The following is a 17,457-nucleotide window of genomic DNA, read 5'->3' as shown; positions in this document are numbered from 1 at the left end:
AATTTTATTTCTTTATTTTGGCACACCCGTTGCATTCTCAAGAATAACAACGCTGATTTCAGCAAAACGCTATTTTTTTGACGAGGTGAATGATGGATAAATTACTTTATATATCCATGAGTGGCGCCAAAGAAAACTTAAACGCAACCGCATTGCGTGCCAATAATCTTGCTAATGCTAAAACAACTGGCTTTAAAGCAGATATTGAGCAGGCGCGTTCAATGCAAGCTTATGGTGAAGGTATGCCAACTCGCGTGTTCTCGCTCACTGAACGCCCTGCGCAAGACTTTTCTCATGGTGCCATGATAACGACGGCTCGCGATTTAGATGTCGCAGTGCAAGGCGATGGCTGGTTAGTGGTTGAGTCTAAAGATGGAACACCAGCCTTATCACGTGCTGGTTCATTACAAATTGACAATGCAGGCATGCTGCGCAATGGCGCTGGTCAATTGGTATTAGGTGACAATGGGCCAATCGCGCTGCCAATTCCCCTCGATAAATTAAAAATAGGTAACGACGGTGTTATTACCGTTCATCCACAAGGCGCGCCAGCTACGGTGACTGAAGAAGCCGGGCGTTTGCAATTGGTTAACCCCGATAAGCGCGACTTGGTTAAAGGTGAAGATGGCCTGTTCCGCCGTAAAGATGGCGGTCCTTTTGAAAATGACGCTAATGTGACAATCGCCAGCGGAATGCTTGAAGGCAGTAACGTTAACGCGGTTAGCGAAATGGTTGATTTGATCAGCCTTCAACGACAATTTGACATGCAAGTGAAGATGATGAAAACGGCTGAAGAAGTCGATACATCACAAGATCGTTTGCTACGTCTATCTTAATTTAGGAGAATTCACATGCATGCTGCATTATGGATAAGTAAATCAGGGCTAGACGCACAGCAAACTGATATCGCTACAATTTCAAATAACTTGGCTAACGCCAGTACCGTCGGTTACAAAAAATCTCGAGCAGTATTTGAAGATCTGTTGTATCAAAACATCAACCAACCGGGTGGTCGTTCATCGCAAAATACCGAATTACCAGCAGGTTTAATGTTAGGTGCAGGTACCAAAGTTGTTGCCACTCAAAAAGAGTTTACTCAAGGCAACATGCTAACCACTGAAAATTCATTGGATATGATGGTGGAAGGCGATGGTTTTTTTGAAATTCTTATGCCCGACGGTAACATTGCTTATACCCGTAACGGTCAGTTCATGCTTGATGAACAGGGACAAATTGTTACGCCTGGTAGTGGTTACTTACTACAGCCAACAATCACTATTCCTCAAGATGCGCAAAGTATTACCATTTCTTCTGAAGGCGAAGTCTCTGTTCGTCAAATCGGTCAGGCGGAAAACACTGTCATTGGTCAGCTAACAATTTCTAACTTTATTAATCCACAAGGCCTAGAGCCAATGGGACAGAACCTGTACACCGAAACGGGCGTAAGTGGTACGCCAATTCAAGGTAATCCTGGGTTAAATGGTTTGGGCTCTATTCGTCAAGGGGCGCTTGAAACTTCAAACGTTAATGTGACGGAAGAGTTGGTTAACTTGATTGAATCACAACGTGTTTATGAAATGAACTCGAAAGTCATTTCAGCAGTAGATCAAATGATGAGCTTCGTGACACAGCAACTTTAATCGTTAGCTGTAGGAGAGTGAATACCATGAAAAAAGCATTAACTATCGCATCTGTCATTTTATTGTCGGGTTGTATGTCGACTCAAGATAAGCCGATCGCTGATGATCCTTATTACGCGCCAATTTATCCTGAGCAACCACCAGTCAATATCGTAAAAACGGGCTCATTATTTGACGCTAATCGATTGGAAAGTTTATACGCCGATGTTAAAGCGCGTCGCGTTGGTGACATTATCGAAGTGGTGTTAAGTGAAAACACTTCTGCTAAGAAAAAAGCCAACAGTAATACTAAGAAAGAAAATAGCGCGACTTTGACACCTGTTACTGGGCTCAACGGCGCAAACGTTACTATTGGTGGCAATTCATTGGCGTTTGGTCTTGATCAAGACTCTGAATTTAAAGGGACAGGCACGAGCGATCAGTCAAATAGCTTAACTGGCTCTATTTCGGTAAGCGTAATGCAGGTGTTAGGTAACGGTAATTTAATTGTGCGCGGTGAAAAGTGGATTACCATTAACAATGGTGATGAGTTTATTCGCCTTAATGGAATCATCCGCCCACAGGACATTAGCGCCGATAATCAGGTGGATTCTATCAAGGTTGCGAATGCTCGAATTCAGTATTCTGGCACTGGTGCATTCGCTGATGCACAAAAAGCTGGCTGGTTGGCACGATTCTTTAATAGTGGTTGGTGGCCGTTTTAAAAACGTCAATTTACCGTCAGGAGAATTCGAATGAAAAAGCTTAATTTCTTTAATCAAAGCCTATTGCTATTAGCATTGTGTCTTTGCTGCATGACTAGCGCAAACGCGCAGCGCATCAAAGACTTGGCGTCGGTGAAAGGCGTTCGTTCGAATCAACTGGTCGGTTATGGATTAGTCGTTGGCTTACCTGGCACGGGTGAGCAAAGCCCGTTTACTGACCAAAGTTTTATGACAATGCTCAAAAACTTTGGCATATCAATGCCTGCAGGCTTAAACCCTAAAATTAAAAATGTCGCGGCAGTGGCTATCCACGCCGATTTACATGCGTTTGCTAAACAGGGCCAAACAATCGACATTACAGTATCGTCAATTGGTAGTGCTAAGAGTTTACGTGGCGGTACGTTATTAAGAACTTTCCTTAAAGGTCTTGATGGCAACGTTTACGCGGTTGCTCAAGGCAGCATGATGGTATCTGGTTTTAGCGCCGAAGGTGCTGACGGTTCAAAAGTTATTCAAAACACGCCAACAGTTGGCCGCATTCCAAACGGTGCGACTGTTGAGCGTGAAGTACCAAGTGCGTTTGGTCAAGGTGACTTCATTACCTTTAATCTACATAATCCTGATTTTTCAACGGCGCAAGCCTTTGCTCAAGAGATCAATAAAGCGCTAAGTGGCTCAAGCAATCCAACTAAAGAGAAAGCTGTCGCAAAAGTATTAGACGCAACATCTATCCAAGTTAGAGCGCCAAGAGATATTAGTCAGCGAGTATTCTTTTTAGCTCATTTAGAAAACTTAAATGTTAATCCAGCTACAGCGGCGGCAAAGATCATCGTTAATTCACGTACTGGCACCATTATCATCGGTCAGCAAGTACGTCTTAAGCCAGCAGCGATTACTCATGGTTCTTTGACGGTAACCATTGCTGAAAATCCTGTAATTTCACAACCTAATGCGCTAGCAGAAGGCGAGACAGTAGTTGCTGCAAACTCATTAGTTGATGTTAATCAAGCCGATAGCCGGATGTTTAAGTTCGCGCCGGGAACAACACTTGACGAGCTAGTTCAGGCTGTGAATCTTGTTGGTGCATCGCCATCAGATTTAATGGCAATTCTTGAAGCGCTTAAACAGGCGGGTTCTCTTCACGGCGAACTGGTTGTTATTTAAGGAGCGAATCATGGATAGTTTTGCTCAATCATTATCGCGTCAATTGCCGACAAGTCAGTCGAATTATCAAGACATTGCGAGTCTAGACAAGCTACGTCAAGAAGCACAAAGCGATGAAAAAGCGGCACTTAATAAAGTCGCGAAGCAATTTGAAGGTATCTTCATGAAGATGCTGTTAAAGAGTATGCGTGAAGCTAATAAAGCCTTTGAAGCAGATTCGCCGTTTAACAGTCAAGGTACTGAAACTTATCGCAACATGCACGATGATCAAATGGCTACTGAGCTCAGTGAAAGTGGCAGTTTAGGTTTAGCCGAATTAATCGTACAGCAGCTTAGCCCGCAAACGAGTGGCGTAACTCCTGCGTCGGTATTGCGTACCAACAATGATTTGCCAATGAAAGCTGCGAAATCATCGCCAGTTAATCGGGCTGATAATGCTTCAGTTAAAACCCAAGCTGCTGACAATGAGACTGCTCACTTTAAATCACAGCAGGATTTTGTTGAGCAAATGATGCCTTATGCCAAAAAAGCAGCTCAGGTGTTAGGATTATCGCCTCAGACAATGATTGCTCAAGCGGCGCTTGAAACAGGCTGGGGTCAAAAAATTGTCGGTAAAGACAAAGGTGAATTTAGCTTTAATTTATTTAATATTAAAGCAGACAAACGCTGGGATGGAGATAGTACAGAAGTGTCGACTATCGAGTACCGTGAAGGCGTTCCCCTCAAAGAAAAAGCGTCTTTCAGACGTTATCAAGACTTCGAACAAAGCTTTATTGACTTTGGTCAGTTTCTCAAAAATTCTCCTCGTTATGAAAAAGCCTTAAGCAAAGTTGAAAACTCGGCAAGCTTTTTGCATGAGTTACAGCAAGCAGGTTATGCCACTGATCCAAACTACGCGTCTAAGATCATGGCAGTCCTAAAACAGGTTTCAAAACTCGCGCCATAGCAAATTATGTTGGCGCAAAAACGATTGAGAGATTTTGAGGAATAGACATGGGTGTTGATTTACTTCAGGTTGGTGTCAGTGGATTGCTAACCTCCCAACAACGCTTGGGAACCACAGGTCACAATATTGCCAACGTGAATACTGATGGGTTTTCACGTCAAACCATTTTGCAAGAAACTAGCAGCCCAGTGCGTGCTGGTAATAATTTTGCTGGTACTGGTACTCGTATTTCTCAAATCGAACGTGTATTCGATCAATTTCGCTATAACGAAGTTGTGTTTAATCAAACCTTAGATTCGGCAGCGCAAACAACCGCGTCAAAAATGCAGCGTCTCGATGAAACCATGTCGTTAATCGGCAAAAGCATTTCGACCTCTCTTAACGATTTATTTTCGGCGGTAAACTCACTGGTTGACGTGCCGGGTGATATCGGTTTGCGTGAGGTAATGCTGTCAAAAGCCGATACACTTTCAAAAAATATGAGTTCAGTGCAATCGGCACTGGATGCGGAATATAATTCTGTGAATGAAGATTTAGAATCTTCAGCAACTAACGTGACAGAGATTGCCGAACAATTGGCGGCGCTTAACCGCGATATCGTAAAAGCTTCTGCCAATAATTCAACGCCGAGTGATTTACTGGATAAGCGCGATAATCTCGTTAAAGAGTTATCGAGCTATACATCAGTATCGACAGTAGAAACTAATGACGGAGCGCTTAATGTTTATATGGCGGGCGGTCAAACATTAGTGACGGGCACAACCCATTTCTCTGTTGGTGTTGATCGCGGTAATCCTGATCCTCGTCAAACGCAAATCTACATTCAGTCGCCTTCTGGTGCCAAACAGGGACTGCCTGGTAGCAGCATTGGTGGCAGCATGGGCGCGCTAATCGGCTACCGGGACGGTGTGTTATCTGACACTATGAACAAGCTCGGCCAAACCGCCATTACCGTGGCTGATGCTTTTAATACGGCGCAATCACAAGGGATGGATCTCAACGGCTTACAAGGTCAAAATCTATTTAAAGATATTAATGACACTGAATCATCGGCTCGCCGTTTCCTTACTGATTTCGACAATACGGGGACGCTAACTGGCGCGGTAGATATTACCGATGTTAATCAGCTTTCAAGCGATGACTATCGCTTAGAATATGACGGCACTAATTACACGCTAACCAATCAGTCGACAGGCGAGTCACAAGTATTAACGCCAGAAAATCCAGCTGCGCCAGTAGGTAGCCGTACTTATGCAACAAGTGATGGCTTTACCTTTAAAGAAACAGGTGGTGCGCCAGCCAATGGCGATAGCTTTATTATTCAGCCGACGCGTTTAGGTGCGACAAACTTAACGGTTAACCTAACTCAGCCGGAGCAAATTGCGACATCGTCAATTGTTGAAGTGTACGCTGACGATGAAAACGTAAACACCGCCAAATTGGAAATTACCAGCGTCGATAACACTGGTGCTGCTGGCTTTCCAAGCGCGGGCAATGATTTAACGTTGGAAGTCTATGAAGCGCCTGCGGGAACTTTTAATTATCGCATGCTCGATAGTTCAGGTACTGCACAGCCACTATTTGACGAAAATGGTGCGGCACTTGGCACTACAGCTACTTACACCTCGAGTCCATTGAAGTTTCAAGCGGCCGGCATGAGTTTTCAGCTTAATGGTTTAGCAAGCGGTGAAGGTGTTAATGCACCAGAGCGCTATAAAATTAATTACGCGGTAGGCGAGGGTAACAATAAAAATGCCCTTGAAATGGCGAGTCTAGTTGACAAAAAAATGGCTAACCAAGGCCGCTCAACCATGAACGATTTGTATGAAGAATCAGTCACCAGTGTTGGCTCGGCCACCGCAACGGCAAATATTGAAGCCAGCGCCGCAAGAACCTTATTTAGTCAGGCTGAAGCGAGAATGTCGAACACTTCTGGCGTTAACCTCGATGAAGAGGCATCAAATATGCTTAGATTCCAACAGGCATATTCAGCCAGCGCGCGAGTGATTTCTACAGCTAATGAAATTTTTAACACTCTATTACAAGCGGCTCGATAGGAGATAGTGATGAGAATATCAACTAACCAATTTTACCACCGCAATACTACTAATATTATTGAGCGCCAATCGAGTGTTAATCAGTCGATCTTAAATATCTCTGAAGGTAAACGCGTTATTACCGCTGGTGATGATGCGGTTGCGACCAACTCAATTTTAAATATTCGCCAAGAGCAGGCGCTATTAAAGCAATATCAAACTAACATCGATTTCGCCGATTCGCGTATTAACGTGCAAGAGTCAGCTATGAAATCAGCAGAAGATGTGATGTTTCGCGTCAAAGATTTGATCATTCAAGGTAACAGCATTGGTAATGATGATGCGGCGCGTCAGGCAATTGCCGATGAACTTAAAGAGCGTAAGGAAGAGTTGTTATCGCTGGCTAATAGTCGAGATGAATCTGGCAGCTATGTGTTTGGTGGTTTTAAAACTCAAAATCCACCGTTTGAACAACAAAGTGACAACAGTGTGATGTATCACGGCGACAATGGTCAACGTGAAACGAACATTGGTCCTGGTGTTCGCGTAGCGACTAGTGACTCTGGTGAAAAGATTTTCATGGAAGTGGCAAGTAGTACTGGTGATTTTCGTCCAACCTACAATCTCAATGCGGGTATTGATAATGTCGATCGCGCGCGAATTAGTGACGCGAGTATTAGCAGTAGAGCCAACTATGTTCCAGTGGGCAATCCAGATAATTACACCATCAACTTTGCCACCATGCCAAGCGGTGAAATGGGGGTGACTGTATTAGATAGTACAGGCGCTCAACAATATCCTACACCGCCAACTGCTGCTGCGCCTTATGTCGCTGGTGGGACCGTGAGCTTTAATGGTGTATCTGTGAAAATGGAAGAGACGCCACAAGATGGCGATTCAATTTCATTAACGCCGCAAAAAGATGTCGATATGTTTAGTGTTATTCAAGATGCTATCGATTGGTTAGAGAAACCAAACGGCGTGGGTGTTGATGAAGCACAGCGCCAATTGGAAATTGGTCATATTCTTGGCGATGTCGATCAAATTCAAATTGAACTGGGTGGTATTCGCGCGGAAATCGGTGCCAGACTGCAAGTTACCGAGAGTCAGGATAAGCGCCATGAAGACTATAATCTAACGATTGAAAAATCGCGCTCGGCACTTGAAGACTTAGATATGGTAGAAGCTATATCTCAGTTTGAACAACGAAAAATATCCCTGCAAGCTGCGCAAACGGCATTTTCGCAAGTGCAGAACATGAATCTGCTTAACTTCCTCTAAATTTTATAAGCCGCTTAATTTATTAAGCGGCTTTTTTCTTTATTCTTTCCTCTATATGGCAATTCACTCTCGCCAGCACCGTTTCTTTAATTTCTTTATTTAATTCCACAAATAGTACTCCAGAGCCCAATGATCCTATTTTAGATCTTTGGATGATCGGCAAAGGGTGGCAAATGGCGGCAAGAGTTGTCATTTTTCAGTCGGTGATCATTAAATGATCGAAATACAAAGCGGCAAGGCGGTCAATATGTTGACAAAGTTGCCGCTACTCACACGGTATGTATAAAATCAATTAAAGATAATTAGATTTAAGTTGTTGTTATTTAGTTGGTTAAATTTATTTTTACATTTATTTTAACTTTTGGCACACCCGTTGCTTTTAGTTACGTAGCTAGACAGTACTTTTAATAATTATACCGGCTCGTGGGCATCAATCGTTGATGCAACAGCCATCAACGTGGAGGCTATATTATGGCTCTTACAGTACAAACAAATGTTACGTCGCTAAATGCACAGCGCAACTTAGGGACTTCGGGCAGTGCCCTTTCTACATCAATGCAACGCTTGTCTTCTGGTTTACGCATCAATAGTGCAAAAGATGACGCGGCTGGTTTACAAATTTCTAATCGATTAACCTCGCAAATTTCGGGCCTAAATGTGGCAATCCGAAATGCAGGTGACGGTATCTCGTTAGCGCAATCTGCTGAGGGTGCTCTGCAAGAGTCTACTAATATATTGCACCGTATGCGTGATCTATCGATTCAAGCAGCGAATGGTTCTAACTCTCCTGAAGATCGTCGTGCGATCCAGGAAGAAGTGACTCAGCTGCAACAAGAATTAACACGTATCGCAGAGACTACTACTTTTGGTGATCGTAAATTACTTGACGGTTCATTTGGTACTGAGAGCTTCCAAGTAGGTGCGAAATCATTTGAAACTATTAGCATGGGCTTAGCGGCATTCGGTGCACGTGATATCGGTTCATACGAAGTTGATATCGCTGGTGATGGTAATGATGGTTACGGCGCAGTTGGCGCGGCAAATTCAGTAAGTGGCACGTTAACTATCGTAAGTAGTGAAGGTACTGATTCTGGTTTAGGCGCTGTTGGTAACTCGGCGGCAGAATTAGCGGCAGCAATTAACCGTAGTGATTCTTCGGCTAAAGCTGACGCACGTACTGGTGTCGAACTTGACGTTTCAGCCTTTGGCGCTGGTGGTTCATTATCATTTACCCTACAAGGCTCTAACGGTACACCAATTCAAGTATCTGCTGCGGTAGCGTCTGACAGTGCGACACCACTTGCTAATGAAATTAATAAGATTTCAGGTAAAACTGGTATTACAGCGGAAGTTGTTAATGATAAAATTGTACTAACCAGTGAGAAAGGTGATGACATCAATATCGCAAGCTACGTTGGTACAAATGACTTGGGTCTTGAATCTCTAGACTATGAAGGTAATGCGACAGGTGATACTTTCACCGTGAATAATGGTGCACCAGCAGGTACTGCAACAGGTGTTGTTCGTCTGTCATCGCCAATTAACTACACGGTACAAGGTAGTGACGATTCAGTAGCACCGACTACTGTAACTTCAGCTGCACTTGCATCGGTTGATAATATCGATGTCAGTAAAGCGACGGGCGCACAGCTATCTATTTCGGTTATCGATAATGCATTAGCATTCATTGATAGTAACCGTGCAATGATGGGTGCGATTCAAAACCGTTTAGAAACAACTATTGCTAACTTATCAAACGTTGTTGAGAATAACTCTGCGGCACGTAGTCGAATTCGTGACACTGACTTTGCGAAAGAAACTGCGATGATGACTAAAAACCAGATCTTACAACAAGCTGGTACGTCTATCTTGTCGCAAGCCAACCAAATCCCGCAAGCAGCGGTACAATTATTGGGTGGTTAATCCAACACTTTTCAATAATACTGCTAGCGCAAACAAAAAGCCCACATCGTGTGGGCTTTTTGTTGTTTGAATCTCTCTAAAAAAGCGGCATAATACTGCCTCTCGCCAAAGTTTAGTTATTTTCTATTTTTTATATTTTTAAATATCAACAACTTAAAAATAAATTAAACTTTTTTCAAAAAAAAATTAAAGAACCTCTTATTGCCGCCGTTAAGTAATTATCAAGGGAACACACCCTTAAAGACATTAACTAAGATTAAACAACTTTAGCAGTAGCTAATAGGAGAATCATCATGGCTTTATTCGTATCAACTAACACAGCTTCATTGAATGGTCAAAATAACCTAAGCAAGTCAACTTCTGGCTTACAAACTTCAATGCAACGTCTATCTTCTGGTATGCGTATTAACAGCGCAAAAGATGATGCAGCGGGTCTACAAATTTCAAACCGTCTAACTTCACAGATTAACGGTTTAGGTGTAGCACAACGTAACGCTCAAGACGGTATCTCTATGGCACAAACTGCTGAGGGTGCATTACAAGAGTCTACTAATATCTTACACCGCATGCGTGACTTGATTTCTCAAGCCTCTAACGGTTCGGTTTCAACTGCTGACCAAACTTCGATTAACGAAGAGATTACAGCATTGAAAGATGAGTTAACTCGTATTGCTGATACAACTACTTTTGGTGAGCAAAAATTACTAGACGGTTCGTTTACCTCGAAAACATTCCTAGTAGGTGCTAAAGCTGCTGAGAATATCACAATAGATTTATCACAAGACTTTGATGCTACTGGTTTAGGTGTAAATGCTATTGTTTCTACTGGTACTGGTGTTAGTGCGCACATTGCTACAATTGATGCTGCTATCGCTACTGTGGATTCTGAACGTGCGAAACTTGGTGCAACTCAAAACCGCTTTGAACACACTATTTCTAATTTAGCTAATGTTCAAGAAAACGTATCAGCATCTCGTAGCCGAATTCGTGACACTGACTTCGCTGTTGAAACTGCTGCAATGACTAAGAACCAAATTCTGCAACAAGCTGGTACTTCGATTCTTGCACAGGCCAATCAGTTACCACAAGCAGCATTAAGTCTATTAGGTTAATGGTTGATGTAAGCCTGTCAAATGACGGGCTTCTCCACAGCTAAAATTATCCTTTGTGGAGAAAATAATAAACAGCCGTTGCCTGATTTATCAGCAACGGTGTTTTTGGTTATAGAAACTTGGTAAACTTAACCTAATTTATTCAACATGTAAGTTGTACTAGTCATGTGAACAATATGAAGAGGAAGTGAAAATGAATATTGATTCATCCATTGCTAATCAACAATTGTCATCGCTGTCAGCTGTTGAGAAAGTAAAACAATCCAATTCAAATATGGTTAGCTCGTATCAGCAAACTGAGAGTGTTGAAGCTGCCAATGAGCGAAAACTAGAGAAAGTAGTTGCAAAGTCTGAAGAAGCAAATTCATTAACAAATCAAGATGTTTCTAAAGAGCAGCTTGAAGTATTGGCTGAAAAATTGCAAGAGTTCGTCAGTAGCTTAAATAAAGGATTGCAATTTAGTGTTCATGAAGAGTCTGGTCGCGATGTAATCAAGGTAATCGATCGAGAATCAGATGAAGTTGTTCGTCAATACCCTTCGGAAGAAGTGTTAGAATTGGTTGCTAAACTGTCTGACGCAGCAGGTAACTTTATCAATTCTCAAGCTTAATCGCTTTGAGCTTAGCGTTTTTGGAGATTTAAAATGTCAGGAATTTCATTTACGGGATTAGGTTCCGGCCTGCCGGTTAACGATATAGTGACTGGTTTGGTGCAGGCTGAAAGACAGCCATTCGAACAGCGTAGTAATGTTCAAAAGACTAACTTAGATACTTCAATCTCTGCAGTAGGCACACTTAAAAGTGAATTAGATAAATTACAAACGGCTCTTGAAGATTTAACATCTGAAGATAATTTCCAAAAAAGAAGTGTTTCCGGCGCTGATAATTTCTTTGATGTAACTTCCGATAAGTCTGCACAAGTGGGCAATTTTGATTTGAAAGTTAATAATCTTGCGACTGCACATAAGGTTATTAGCTCTAATTTTACTAATGAAGAGACGCTTGGTGCTGGCACTATTTCAATCGCGACTGCTGATGGTTCAAAAACGTTTGACGTTGATATTACCGATGAAGATACACTTAAAGACGTTCGAGATAAGATTAATAACGCTGATGGTAATGATTCTGCAATAGCTACTATTATTACTGATAGTAATGGTGCGCAGCGTTTAGTCATGAGTGCAAAAAATACTGGAGTTGACAATGCTTTGGATATTAGTGTTTCGGGAGCATCTGGTCGATTAGCCGAGTTCGATAAGGGAAATACCGATCCTGCAACTCAGTTAACACAGCTAACTGAAGCTAGAGATGCTTCAATTACGGTCGATGGTTCCGTGACGTTAACGAGTCCTTCGAATGAATTTAAAAATGCAATTCAAGGATTAACAATTAACGTTAAGAAGGCGCATGATGTTGACGACGATATCTCACAAATCAGCATTTCTGAAAATAATAATGTCGTAAAAGAAACACTAACGAAGTTCGTTGACGCCTATAATGCTTATCGCGAAGTTGCCAATCAGGTTGGTAAGGCAGGTGGCCAAGGTGAAAATGGTGGAGTGTTATCCGGTGATGCCATGCTTCGTAGCCTCAACTCAAGCCTTCGTAACATGATGAGTGCAACTTATGAGTCTGCGACTGACGAAACTTTGACTTTAAGTCAATTGGGGGTGACGTCAGATAGGTATGGTAAGCTTAGCTTCGATGAAGAAAAGCTAGATGAGCAGTTAGAGAAAAATGCAGATGCTGTGCAAAATTTCTTTTTAGGCACCAAAGATAAGCCTGGATTCGCAACTTCTTTTAATGACAAACTAGAGAATTATACTAGAACTAATGGTTTATTAGATTCAAGAGTTGATTCTTATGAAAATCAACTTAAAGATTTAGAAGAAAGTACAACGGAATTCAATGAAAAGATGGAACGATTAGAGGCGCGCTTGTTCGCACAGTACAATGCAATGGATTCATTGGTCGCTGGATTAAACGCTTCGAGCCAGGGGGCGTTAGCTCAATTGGCGAACGTACCAAACTACGGAAATCGTAGTTAAATTTGAACCTAGAGTATTAGTTTATAAAAGCGGCGTAAGCCGCTTTTTTTATGGCGATTTATATGCCTTAGCGGCTTTGGTATTTTTTTTCTGATTGAGCACTTGTTGTGACATCTGTTGTTTTAGAGAATTTGCTATATCGATAAGTTGGTTATCAACTGCGGCAAATTTTGCTAAGTCTTGAGGAATTGTCGCGAGTTCATCTTGCGTGTAATTTTTAAATAGCTGTGAAATTAAAACGTCTCTGTCACGGTTAAGTGGATTGATCGCCTCTATCTGTGAAGCTTCGCAGATTGGCCGTGGCAGTTGCTCAAGCTCATGCAACATTGATTGAGTCAGCTCGATGATAGCTTGCAAATCTTCTTTAAGCGTCGACATTAATTACTAAAACCTACTTTAGTGCGCTCTTCGGATGGAATTTGATCCCAAGCTGATTTTATTGGCAAAATAATCTGAATAACCTCTTCTAATTTTTCTGCATCATTTTCAATATTGGCTTTAAACAATAAAATTGAACAATACTCATATAGTGAAGCTAAATTATTTGAAACTTCGCCACCATTTTCAAAATCTAGCGAATCTTCTAACACTGCGATCAATGATGTCGCTTTATTGATCAGTGAATTGCGCTGTTCGATATCTTTTTGGGCAATAGCTCCTTTTGCTGCGGCAACGTTGCCAAGCAATTGACGAAAAATTGCCGATACCAACTGATGCGGATTTTCTGCACTACCAGAAATACTGTTTTGTTTATATTTATTTATTGAAAGTCTACTCATGTTATATCCATTTCAATTGATATAAGAACTTCATAATACCTAAGCACGGAAGGCCTTGCTATCTATTGTTAAATTTATTTTGGCGCGTAACAAACAATTGACGCGTGTAATACGTTGGCTGTCTCAGCAATTAACATGCCCGATGCAATTAGTTACTGTTCAATTAAAGTGCAAACAGAAATCATCGATAATCTTAAAGGGCTAAATAGGTATCAATTGTGCATAAAAGGCGTATGCTCTTTTTATTGACGATTTAATTTAGGGATTGCTATGTCATCGCAACAAACTGTCATTGACGAACCAATTTTGTCGAATGAATTTGGAAATCAATTTTTGTATTCGATTAATGGCGACACATTCGCTAATCAAAGTGCTAAAGAGCACTATAACCAACTGTTATCTGAAAACTTCTGGAAGGAAGATAGCTATCACGTTGTGGCAGGCACAGATTCTGGCTTATTGATTGAGCATATCGTCAATGAAGGGATCCCGAAAAACTCTGTTTATTTGTTTGTTGAATGTTCTGAGTATATTGAGCTTATTCGTCCTGAGTTGAATGACGAGTGGCAACAGGTTTTAAAGTTCTGCACGGCGGAAGAATGGGAGCAAGGATTTGATCACGAAACCGCCGCAGCATATTTCTATAATGAAGCGGTACTGCTTCATTATAGCAGTGCAATTAGAGCTGGAAGAAGTGAGCTTTATCATCAATTAAAACTGCGATTAAACTTTATTTATAGAAATAAGGTATATGAGAATAGTGCAGCGCTTGGAAATCGCGAGTTTATAGAGTGTCAATTAAAGAACGCTCCGTTTAACTTCAACTCAGCTCAACTGCTCAACGGGGCGTTCGAATCTAAAACATGTATTGTATTGGGTGGTGGGCCCTCGCTTGACGATTGCTTACCGTGGGTTACTGAGAACAAAGATAAACTTTTGATTATTGCTGTTTCGAGAATAAGTCGAAAACTTCAAGAAGTAGGCTTAGTGCCGGATATCGTAATTGCGCTTGACCCTCAACAAATTAGCTATAACGTGAGTAAAGAGCTCTATAACTTTCCCTCCAATGTGACATTCTTGACTTCTTATCACGTTATTCCAAGGTTAATGTCTCAGTGGAAGGGGAGGAGTGCTTATCTTGGAAATCGTGTTCCATGGGATAGTAAACTGAACCCAGAACCTCATTTTACCGAAGGACCTACAGTGGTAAACGCAGCATTGATTGCAGCAGTAGATATGGGATGTGCTGAGGTTTTACTAGCTGGGGTCGATATGTGCTATGGCACAGATGGATCGACACACGCAAGTGGCAGCTTTGAGTCTGAGAGAGAAATTGATATAAGCAGGGAAAGCCAATGGCTCGAGACTTACGCTGGCCATAAAGCGGAAACGATAATTCCTCTAATTTTGACCGCTAATTACTTGTCAAAACATGCTAAATACGCGAAAGACAAAGGGGTTAATGTCTATAATCTTTCTAAAAATGCACTTAAGTTAGATTTTGTTGAATATAAACATACTTCAGAATTTGATTTGGCTAATTTTGAATTTTCGCCGAAAGAAACCATTGGATGCTTAATTCCTAGTGTTTCAACAAATGATATAAGACGAGATTTGAATCAATTAAATAGTGAGTTTATCAAGGTTTCGAAGGATTTGAATGTAATAGATTCTTTAGCAAAAGAAGCGATTGATGCGACAAACATAGCTTATTTAGAAAATACTAGCGAAAAGCAATCCATTGTTCATCGTAAAAAAATAGAAAAAGTTGAACGGAAAATAAAGCAGTCCTTTGGTTACTTGGATAAGCTTCTTAAAACATTAGCATTTAAAGACTTTGCTAAAATTTTAATCGGCGGAAGTGCGTCCTCTCTATCTAATCAAGATTTAGCACAGCGTAATATCAATTATTATCAAGCTTACGTTAATGGCGTTAAACAATTAAAAACATTATTAAATCCAGCACGAGAACGAATTGAAGTGGCAATTCACGCGTACAAGAAACCAATGAATGTTGAGTTAGTAACTGATTACTTTTGTCAGCACGACGAATATAGAGTGGCAGAAGTTCTATTGCTAAAGCGAGATAGAGAATTAAGTCCTGACGAACGTAACGGATTAGTTGCGATGAAAGAGCAGCATCAAGAATATGATCAAAGCATTGTCGATGCGTATGCGCAATTAAAGCATGGATTAGAGGGAGTCGATAATAAGATTCGTGAGCTTGCTAAAAACAAAGATCGAGAAGGATTAACTGCCGTGATTGAGTTTTTGTCAAGATCAAAAGAAGATCCTATCAAAGTTAAAAATCTTAAAAATCTGGCATTGGCACACGGTGCCTTTTGGGATAGTAAATATAGTCAGGCTGCAGAATTATTTGAATGTGCTGATGAGTCAGTGCTTTCTCAATGGGATCGGGAACAGTTTGTAGATGTATTGGTTGCTTGTGAGCAATATGAAAAAGCAATGCAACTTCTAAACTCATTAGTCACTAACAACCTTGGATTAAATCGTTTATATGGGCAATTACTAGCTCATCATGGATTAAAAGATGAAGCTGTGGATGCTTATTCAACGTATCTTGAGGTTTTTAAACAGGACATTGATGGCTGGTTAGAGCTTGGCAGCATTCTTATTGATATCGCGGCTTTTGAAAGTGCGCTAATGGCGTTTCAGTTTGTTCTGTCTTTAGATTCCGAGCATCGCATCGCTACAGAGATGGTACAAAAGCTTGAACAACACGTTGGTAGTGAAGCAACTAAGTAGTAAATAGAATGAATAAATTAGAATCCGTTTTTGAGCTGGATAATAGTGCCAGCCCCTTTGTTATCGCAGAATTATCAGGCAATCACAATCAGTGTTTGGATACTGCGTTACAAATGGTTGAAGAGGCTGCTAATGCAGGGGTTGACGCAATAAAATTGCAGACTTATAAAGCCGAAACAATGACGCTGGACTGTGAACTAGACCGTTTTGTGATTAAAGAACATGATAATTTGTGGCAAGGAGAGTCACTATTTGCATTATACCAGCGTGCGGCTACCCCTTGGGAATGGCATGAAGAGATATTCTCTCGAGCTAGAGAACTAGGTTTGTATGCATTTAGCTCACCATTTGATAAGACATCGGTCGATTTTTTAGAGTCATTAAATGTTCCGTGTTATAAAATCGCCTCCTTTGAATGCACAGATTTACCTTTGCTAAAACATGTTGCTAAGACAGGTAAGCCGGTGATTTTATCAACGGGAATGGCTACATTATCTGAGATTGAGGAAGCTGTACGCTGCCTTAGAGATTATGGTTGCGAGAAAATACTGCTACTAAAGTGTACCAGCGCATACCCAGCAAAACCGCAGGATTCAAATCTAAACACTATTGCACATATGAAATCCGCTTTTGGTTGTGAAGTTGGGTTATCGGATCACACTAAGGGAATTGGTGTGGCTATAAGCGCTAGTGCTATTGGCGCGAAGGTTATTGAAAAACATTTTGTACTCGATAGACGGGCCGGTGGAGTAGATGCTGAATTTTCGCTAGAACCTAAAGAGTTTCAACTACTCGTTCAAGAATTGAAGAATAGCTATCAAGCCATGGGAGAAATTGTCTATGGTGGTAGTGAATCCGAACGTGATTCTAAGAGGTACAGAAGGTCAATCTATGTGACAAAGAATTTGAAGAAAGGCGAGATCATCACTAAAGATCATGTATCTGTACTGCGTCCTGCGAATGGATTGGAACCTAAGTATTTGGATAACGTCATTGGTAAAGCCGCTAAATCGGATTTAATGTATGGTCAATCAATACAATGGGAACATATTGTTTGAT

At 41.3% G+C, this 17,457-nt stretch carries 16 protein-coding genes; 13 read left to right on the top strand and 3 right to left on the bottom strand.

Annotated features, from left to right (window positions below; translation table 11 throughout):
- The first annotated feature begins 92 nt into the window (after positions 1-92).
- From MHM98_RS01960 to flgL, 7 genes are all read left to right on the top strand, one after another.
- Positions 93-836 carry a flagellar basal body rod protein FlgF gene (locus MHM98_RS01960; RefSeq protein ID WP_239437516.1) on the top strand — a complete coding sequence of 248 codons (744 nt, stop codon included), beginning with the start codon at positions 93-95 and terminating at the stop codon, positions 834-836.
- Positions 837-851: 15 nt separating this feature from the next.
- Positions 852-1,640, top strand: a complete 789-nt coding sequence (gene flgG / locus MHM98_RS01955) for a flagellar basal-body rod protein FlgG (protein ID WP_239437515.1) — start codon at positions 852-854, stop codon at positions 1,638-1,640.
- Between the two features lie 26 nt (positions 1,641-1,666).
- Positions 1,667-2,344, top strand: a complete 678-nt coding sequence (flgH, locus tag MHM98_RS01950) for a flagellar basal body L-ring protein FlgH (RefSeq protein ID WP_239437514.1) — start codon at positions 1,667-1,669, stop codon at positions 2,342-2,344.
- Positions 2,345-2,434: 90 nt separating this feature from the next.
- Positions 2,435-3,508 carry a flagellar basal body P-ring protein FlgI gene (locus MHM98_RS01945; RefSeq protein ID WP_239438049.1) on the top strand — a complete coding sequence of 358 codons (1,074 nt, stop codon included), beginning with the start codon at positions 2,435-2,437 and terminating at the stop codon, positions 3,506-3,508.
- A 10-nt stretch (positions 3,509-3,518) separates the two neighbouring features.
- The gene (flgJ, locus tag MHM98_RS01940) at positions 3,519-4,454 is read left to right on the top strand and encodes a flagellar assembly peptidoglycan hydrolase FlgJ (RefSeq protein WP_239437513.1); all 936 of its coding nucleotides are present in this window, start codon (positions 3,519-3,521) and stop codon (positions 4,452-4,454) included.
- 47 nt (positions 4,455-4,501) lie between these two features.
- Entirely contained in the window at positions 4,502-6,511 is a 2,010-nt protein-coding gene (flgK, locus tag MHM98_RS01935) for a flagellar hook-associated protein FlgK (RefSeq protein WP_239437511.1), read from the top strand.
- Positions 6,512-6,520: 9 nt separating this feature from the next.
- Positions 6,521-7,771: a flagellar hook-associated protein FlgL gene (gene flgL / locus MHM98_RS01930; RefSeq protein ID WP_239437510.1), complete on the top strand. Its 1,251-nt coding sequence runs from the start codon at positions 6,521-6,523 to the stop codon at positions 7,769-7,771.
- A gap of 22 nt (positions 7,772-7,793) precedes the next feature.
- Here flgL and MHM98_RS01925 read toward each other — a convergent pair whose 3' ends face one another.
- Positions 7,794-7,964, bottom strand: a complete 171-nt coding sequence (locus MHM98_RS01925) for a hypothetical protein (RefSeq protein ID WP_239437509.1) — start codon at positions 7,962-7,964, stop codon at positions 7,794-7,796.
- A gap of 278 nt (positions 7,965-8,242) precedes the next feature.
- On the opposite strand from MHM98_RS01925, the gene MHM98_RS01920 reads away from it, so the two are divergent.
- The 4 genes from MHM98_RS01920 to fliD all read left to right on the top strand — a co-directional run bounded on the left by MHM98_RS01920 (position 8,243) and on the right by fliD (position 12,853).
- Positions 8,243-9,694, top strand: coding sequence for a flagellin (locus MHM98_RS01920; protein WP_239437507.1), 1,452 nt, complete (start codon positions 8,243-8,245; stop codon positions 9,692-9,694).
- 293 nt (positions 9,695-9,987) lie between these two features.
- Positions 9,988-10,806 (top strand): flagellin domain-containing protein, encoded by an 819-nt coding sequence (locus tag MHM98_RS01915; protein WP_239437506.1) that lies wholly within the window; start codon positions 9,988-9,990, stop codon positions 10,804-10,806.
- A 193-nt stretch (positions 10,807-10,999) separates the two neighbouring features.
- A complete protein-coding gene (locus MHM98_RS01910; protein ID WP_239437503.1) occupies positions 11,000-11,416 on the top strand; it encodes a flagellar protein FlaG in 417 nt (138 codons plus the stop codon).
- A 33-nt stretch (positions 11,417-11,449) separates the two neighbouring features.
- Complete coding sequence (gene fliD / locus MHM98_RS01905) at positions 11,450-12,853, top strand: flagellar filament capping protein FliD (protein WP_239437502.1); 1,404 nt, start codon at positions 11,450-11,452, stop codon at positions 12,851-12,853.
- A 48-nt stretch (positions 12,854-12,901) separates the two neighbouring features.
- Here the strand turns inward: fliD and MHM98_RS01900 are convergent, their stop codons facing one another.
- Together MHM98_RS01900 and fliS are read right to left on the bottom strand one after the other, a co-directional pair.
- Positions 12,902-13,231 (bottom strand): hypothetical protein, encoded by a 330-nt coding sequence (locus MHM98_RS01900; RefSeq protein WP_239437498.1) that lies wholly within the window; start codon positions 13,229-13,231, stop codon positions 12,902-12,904.
- A complete protein-coding gene (fliS, locus tag MHM98_RS01895) occupies positions 13,231-13,632 on the bottom strand; it encodes a flagellar export chaperone FliS (protein WP_239437497.1) in 402 nt (133 codons plus the stop codon). The genes MHM98_RS01900 and fliS overlap by 1 nt, the downstream gene beginning before the upstream one ends.
- Before the next feature lie 270 nt (positions 13,633-13,902).
- Here fliS and MHM98_RS01890 point away from each other — a divergent pair, with 270 nt between their 5' ends.
- Positions 13,903-16,398, top strand: a complete 2,496-nt coding sequence (locus MHM98_RS01890; RefSeq protein ID WP_239437496.1) for a 6-hydroxymethylpterin diphosphokinase MptE-like protein — start codon at positions 13,903-13,905, stop codon at positions 16,396-16,398.
- A gap of 8 nt (positions 16,399-16,406) precedes the next feature.
- Positions 16,407-17,456: a pseudaminic acid synthase gene (pseI, locus tag MHM98_RS01885; protein WP_239437495.1), complete on the top strand. Its 1,050-nt coding sequence runs from the start codon at positions 16,407-16,409 to the stop codon at positions 17,454-17,456.
- Position 17,457 lies beyond the last annotated feature (1 nt).

Source organism: Psychrobium sp. MM17-31 (genome assembly GCF_022347785.1).
Classification (GTDB): Bacteria; Pseudomonadota; Gammaproteobacteria; order Enterobacterales; family Psychrobiaceae; genus Psychrobium.
The sequence above is the reverse complement of the archived record's forward strand: the minus strand, read 5'-3'. Positions and strand labels throughout refer to the sequence as shown.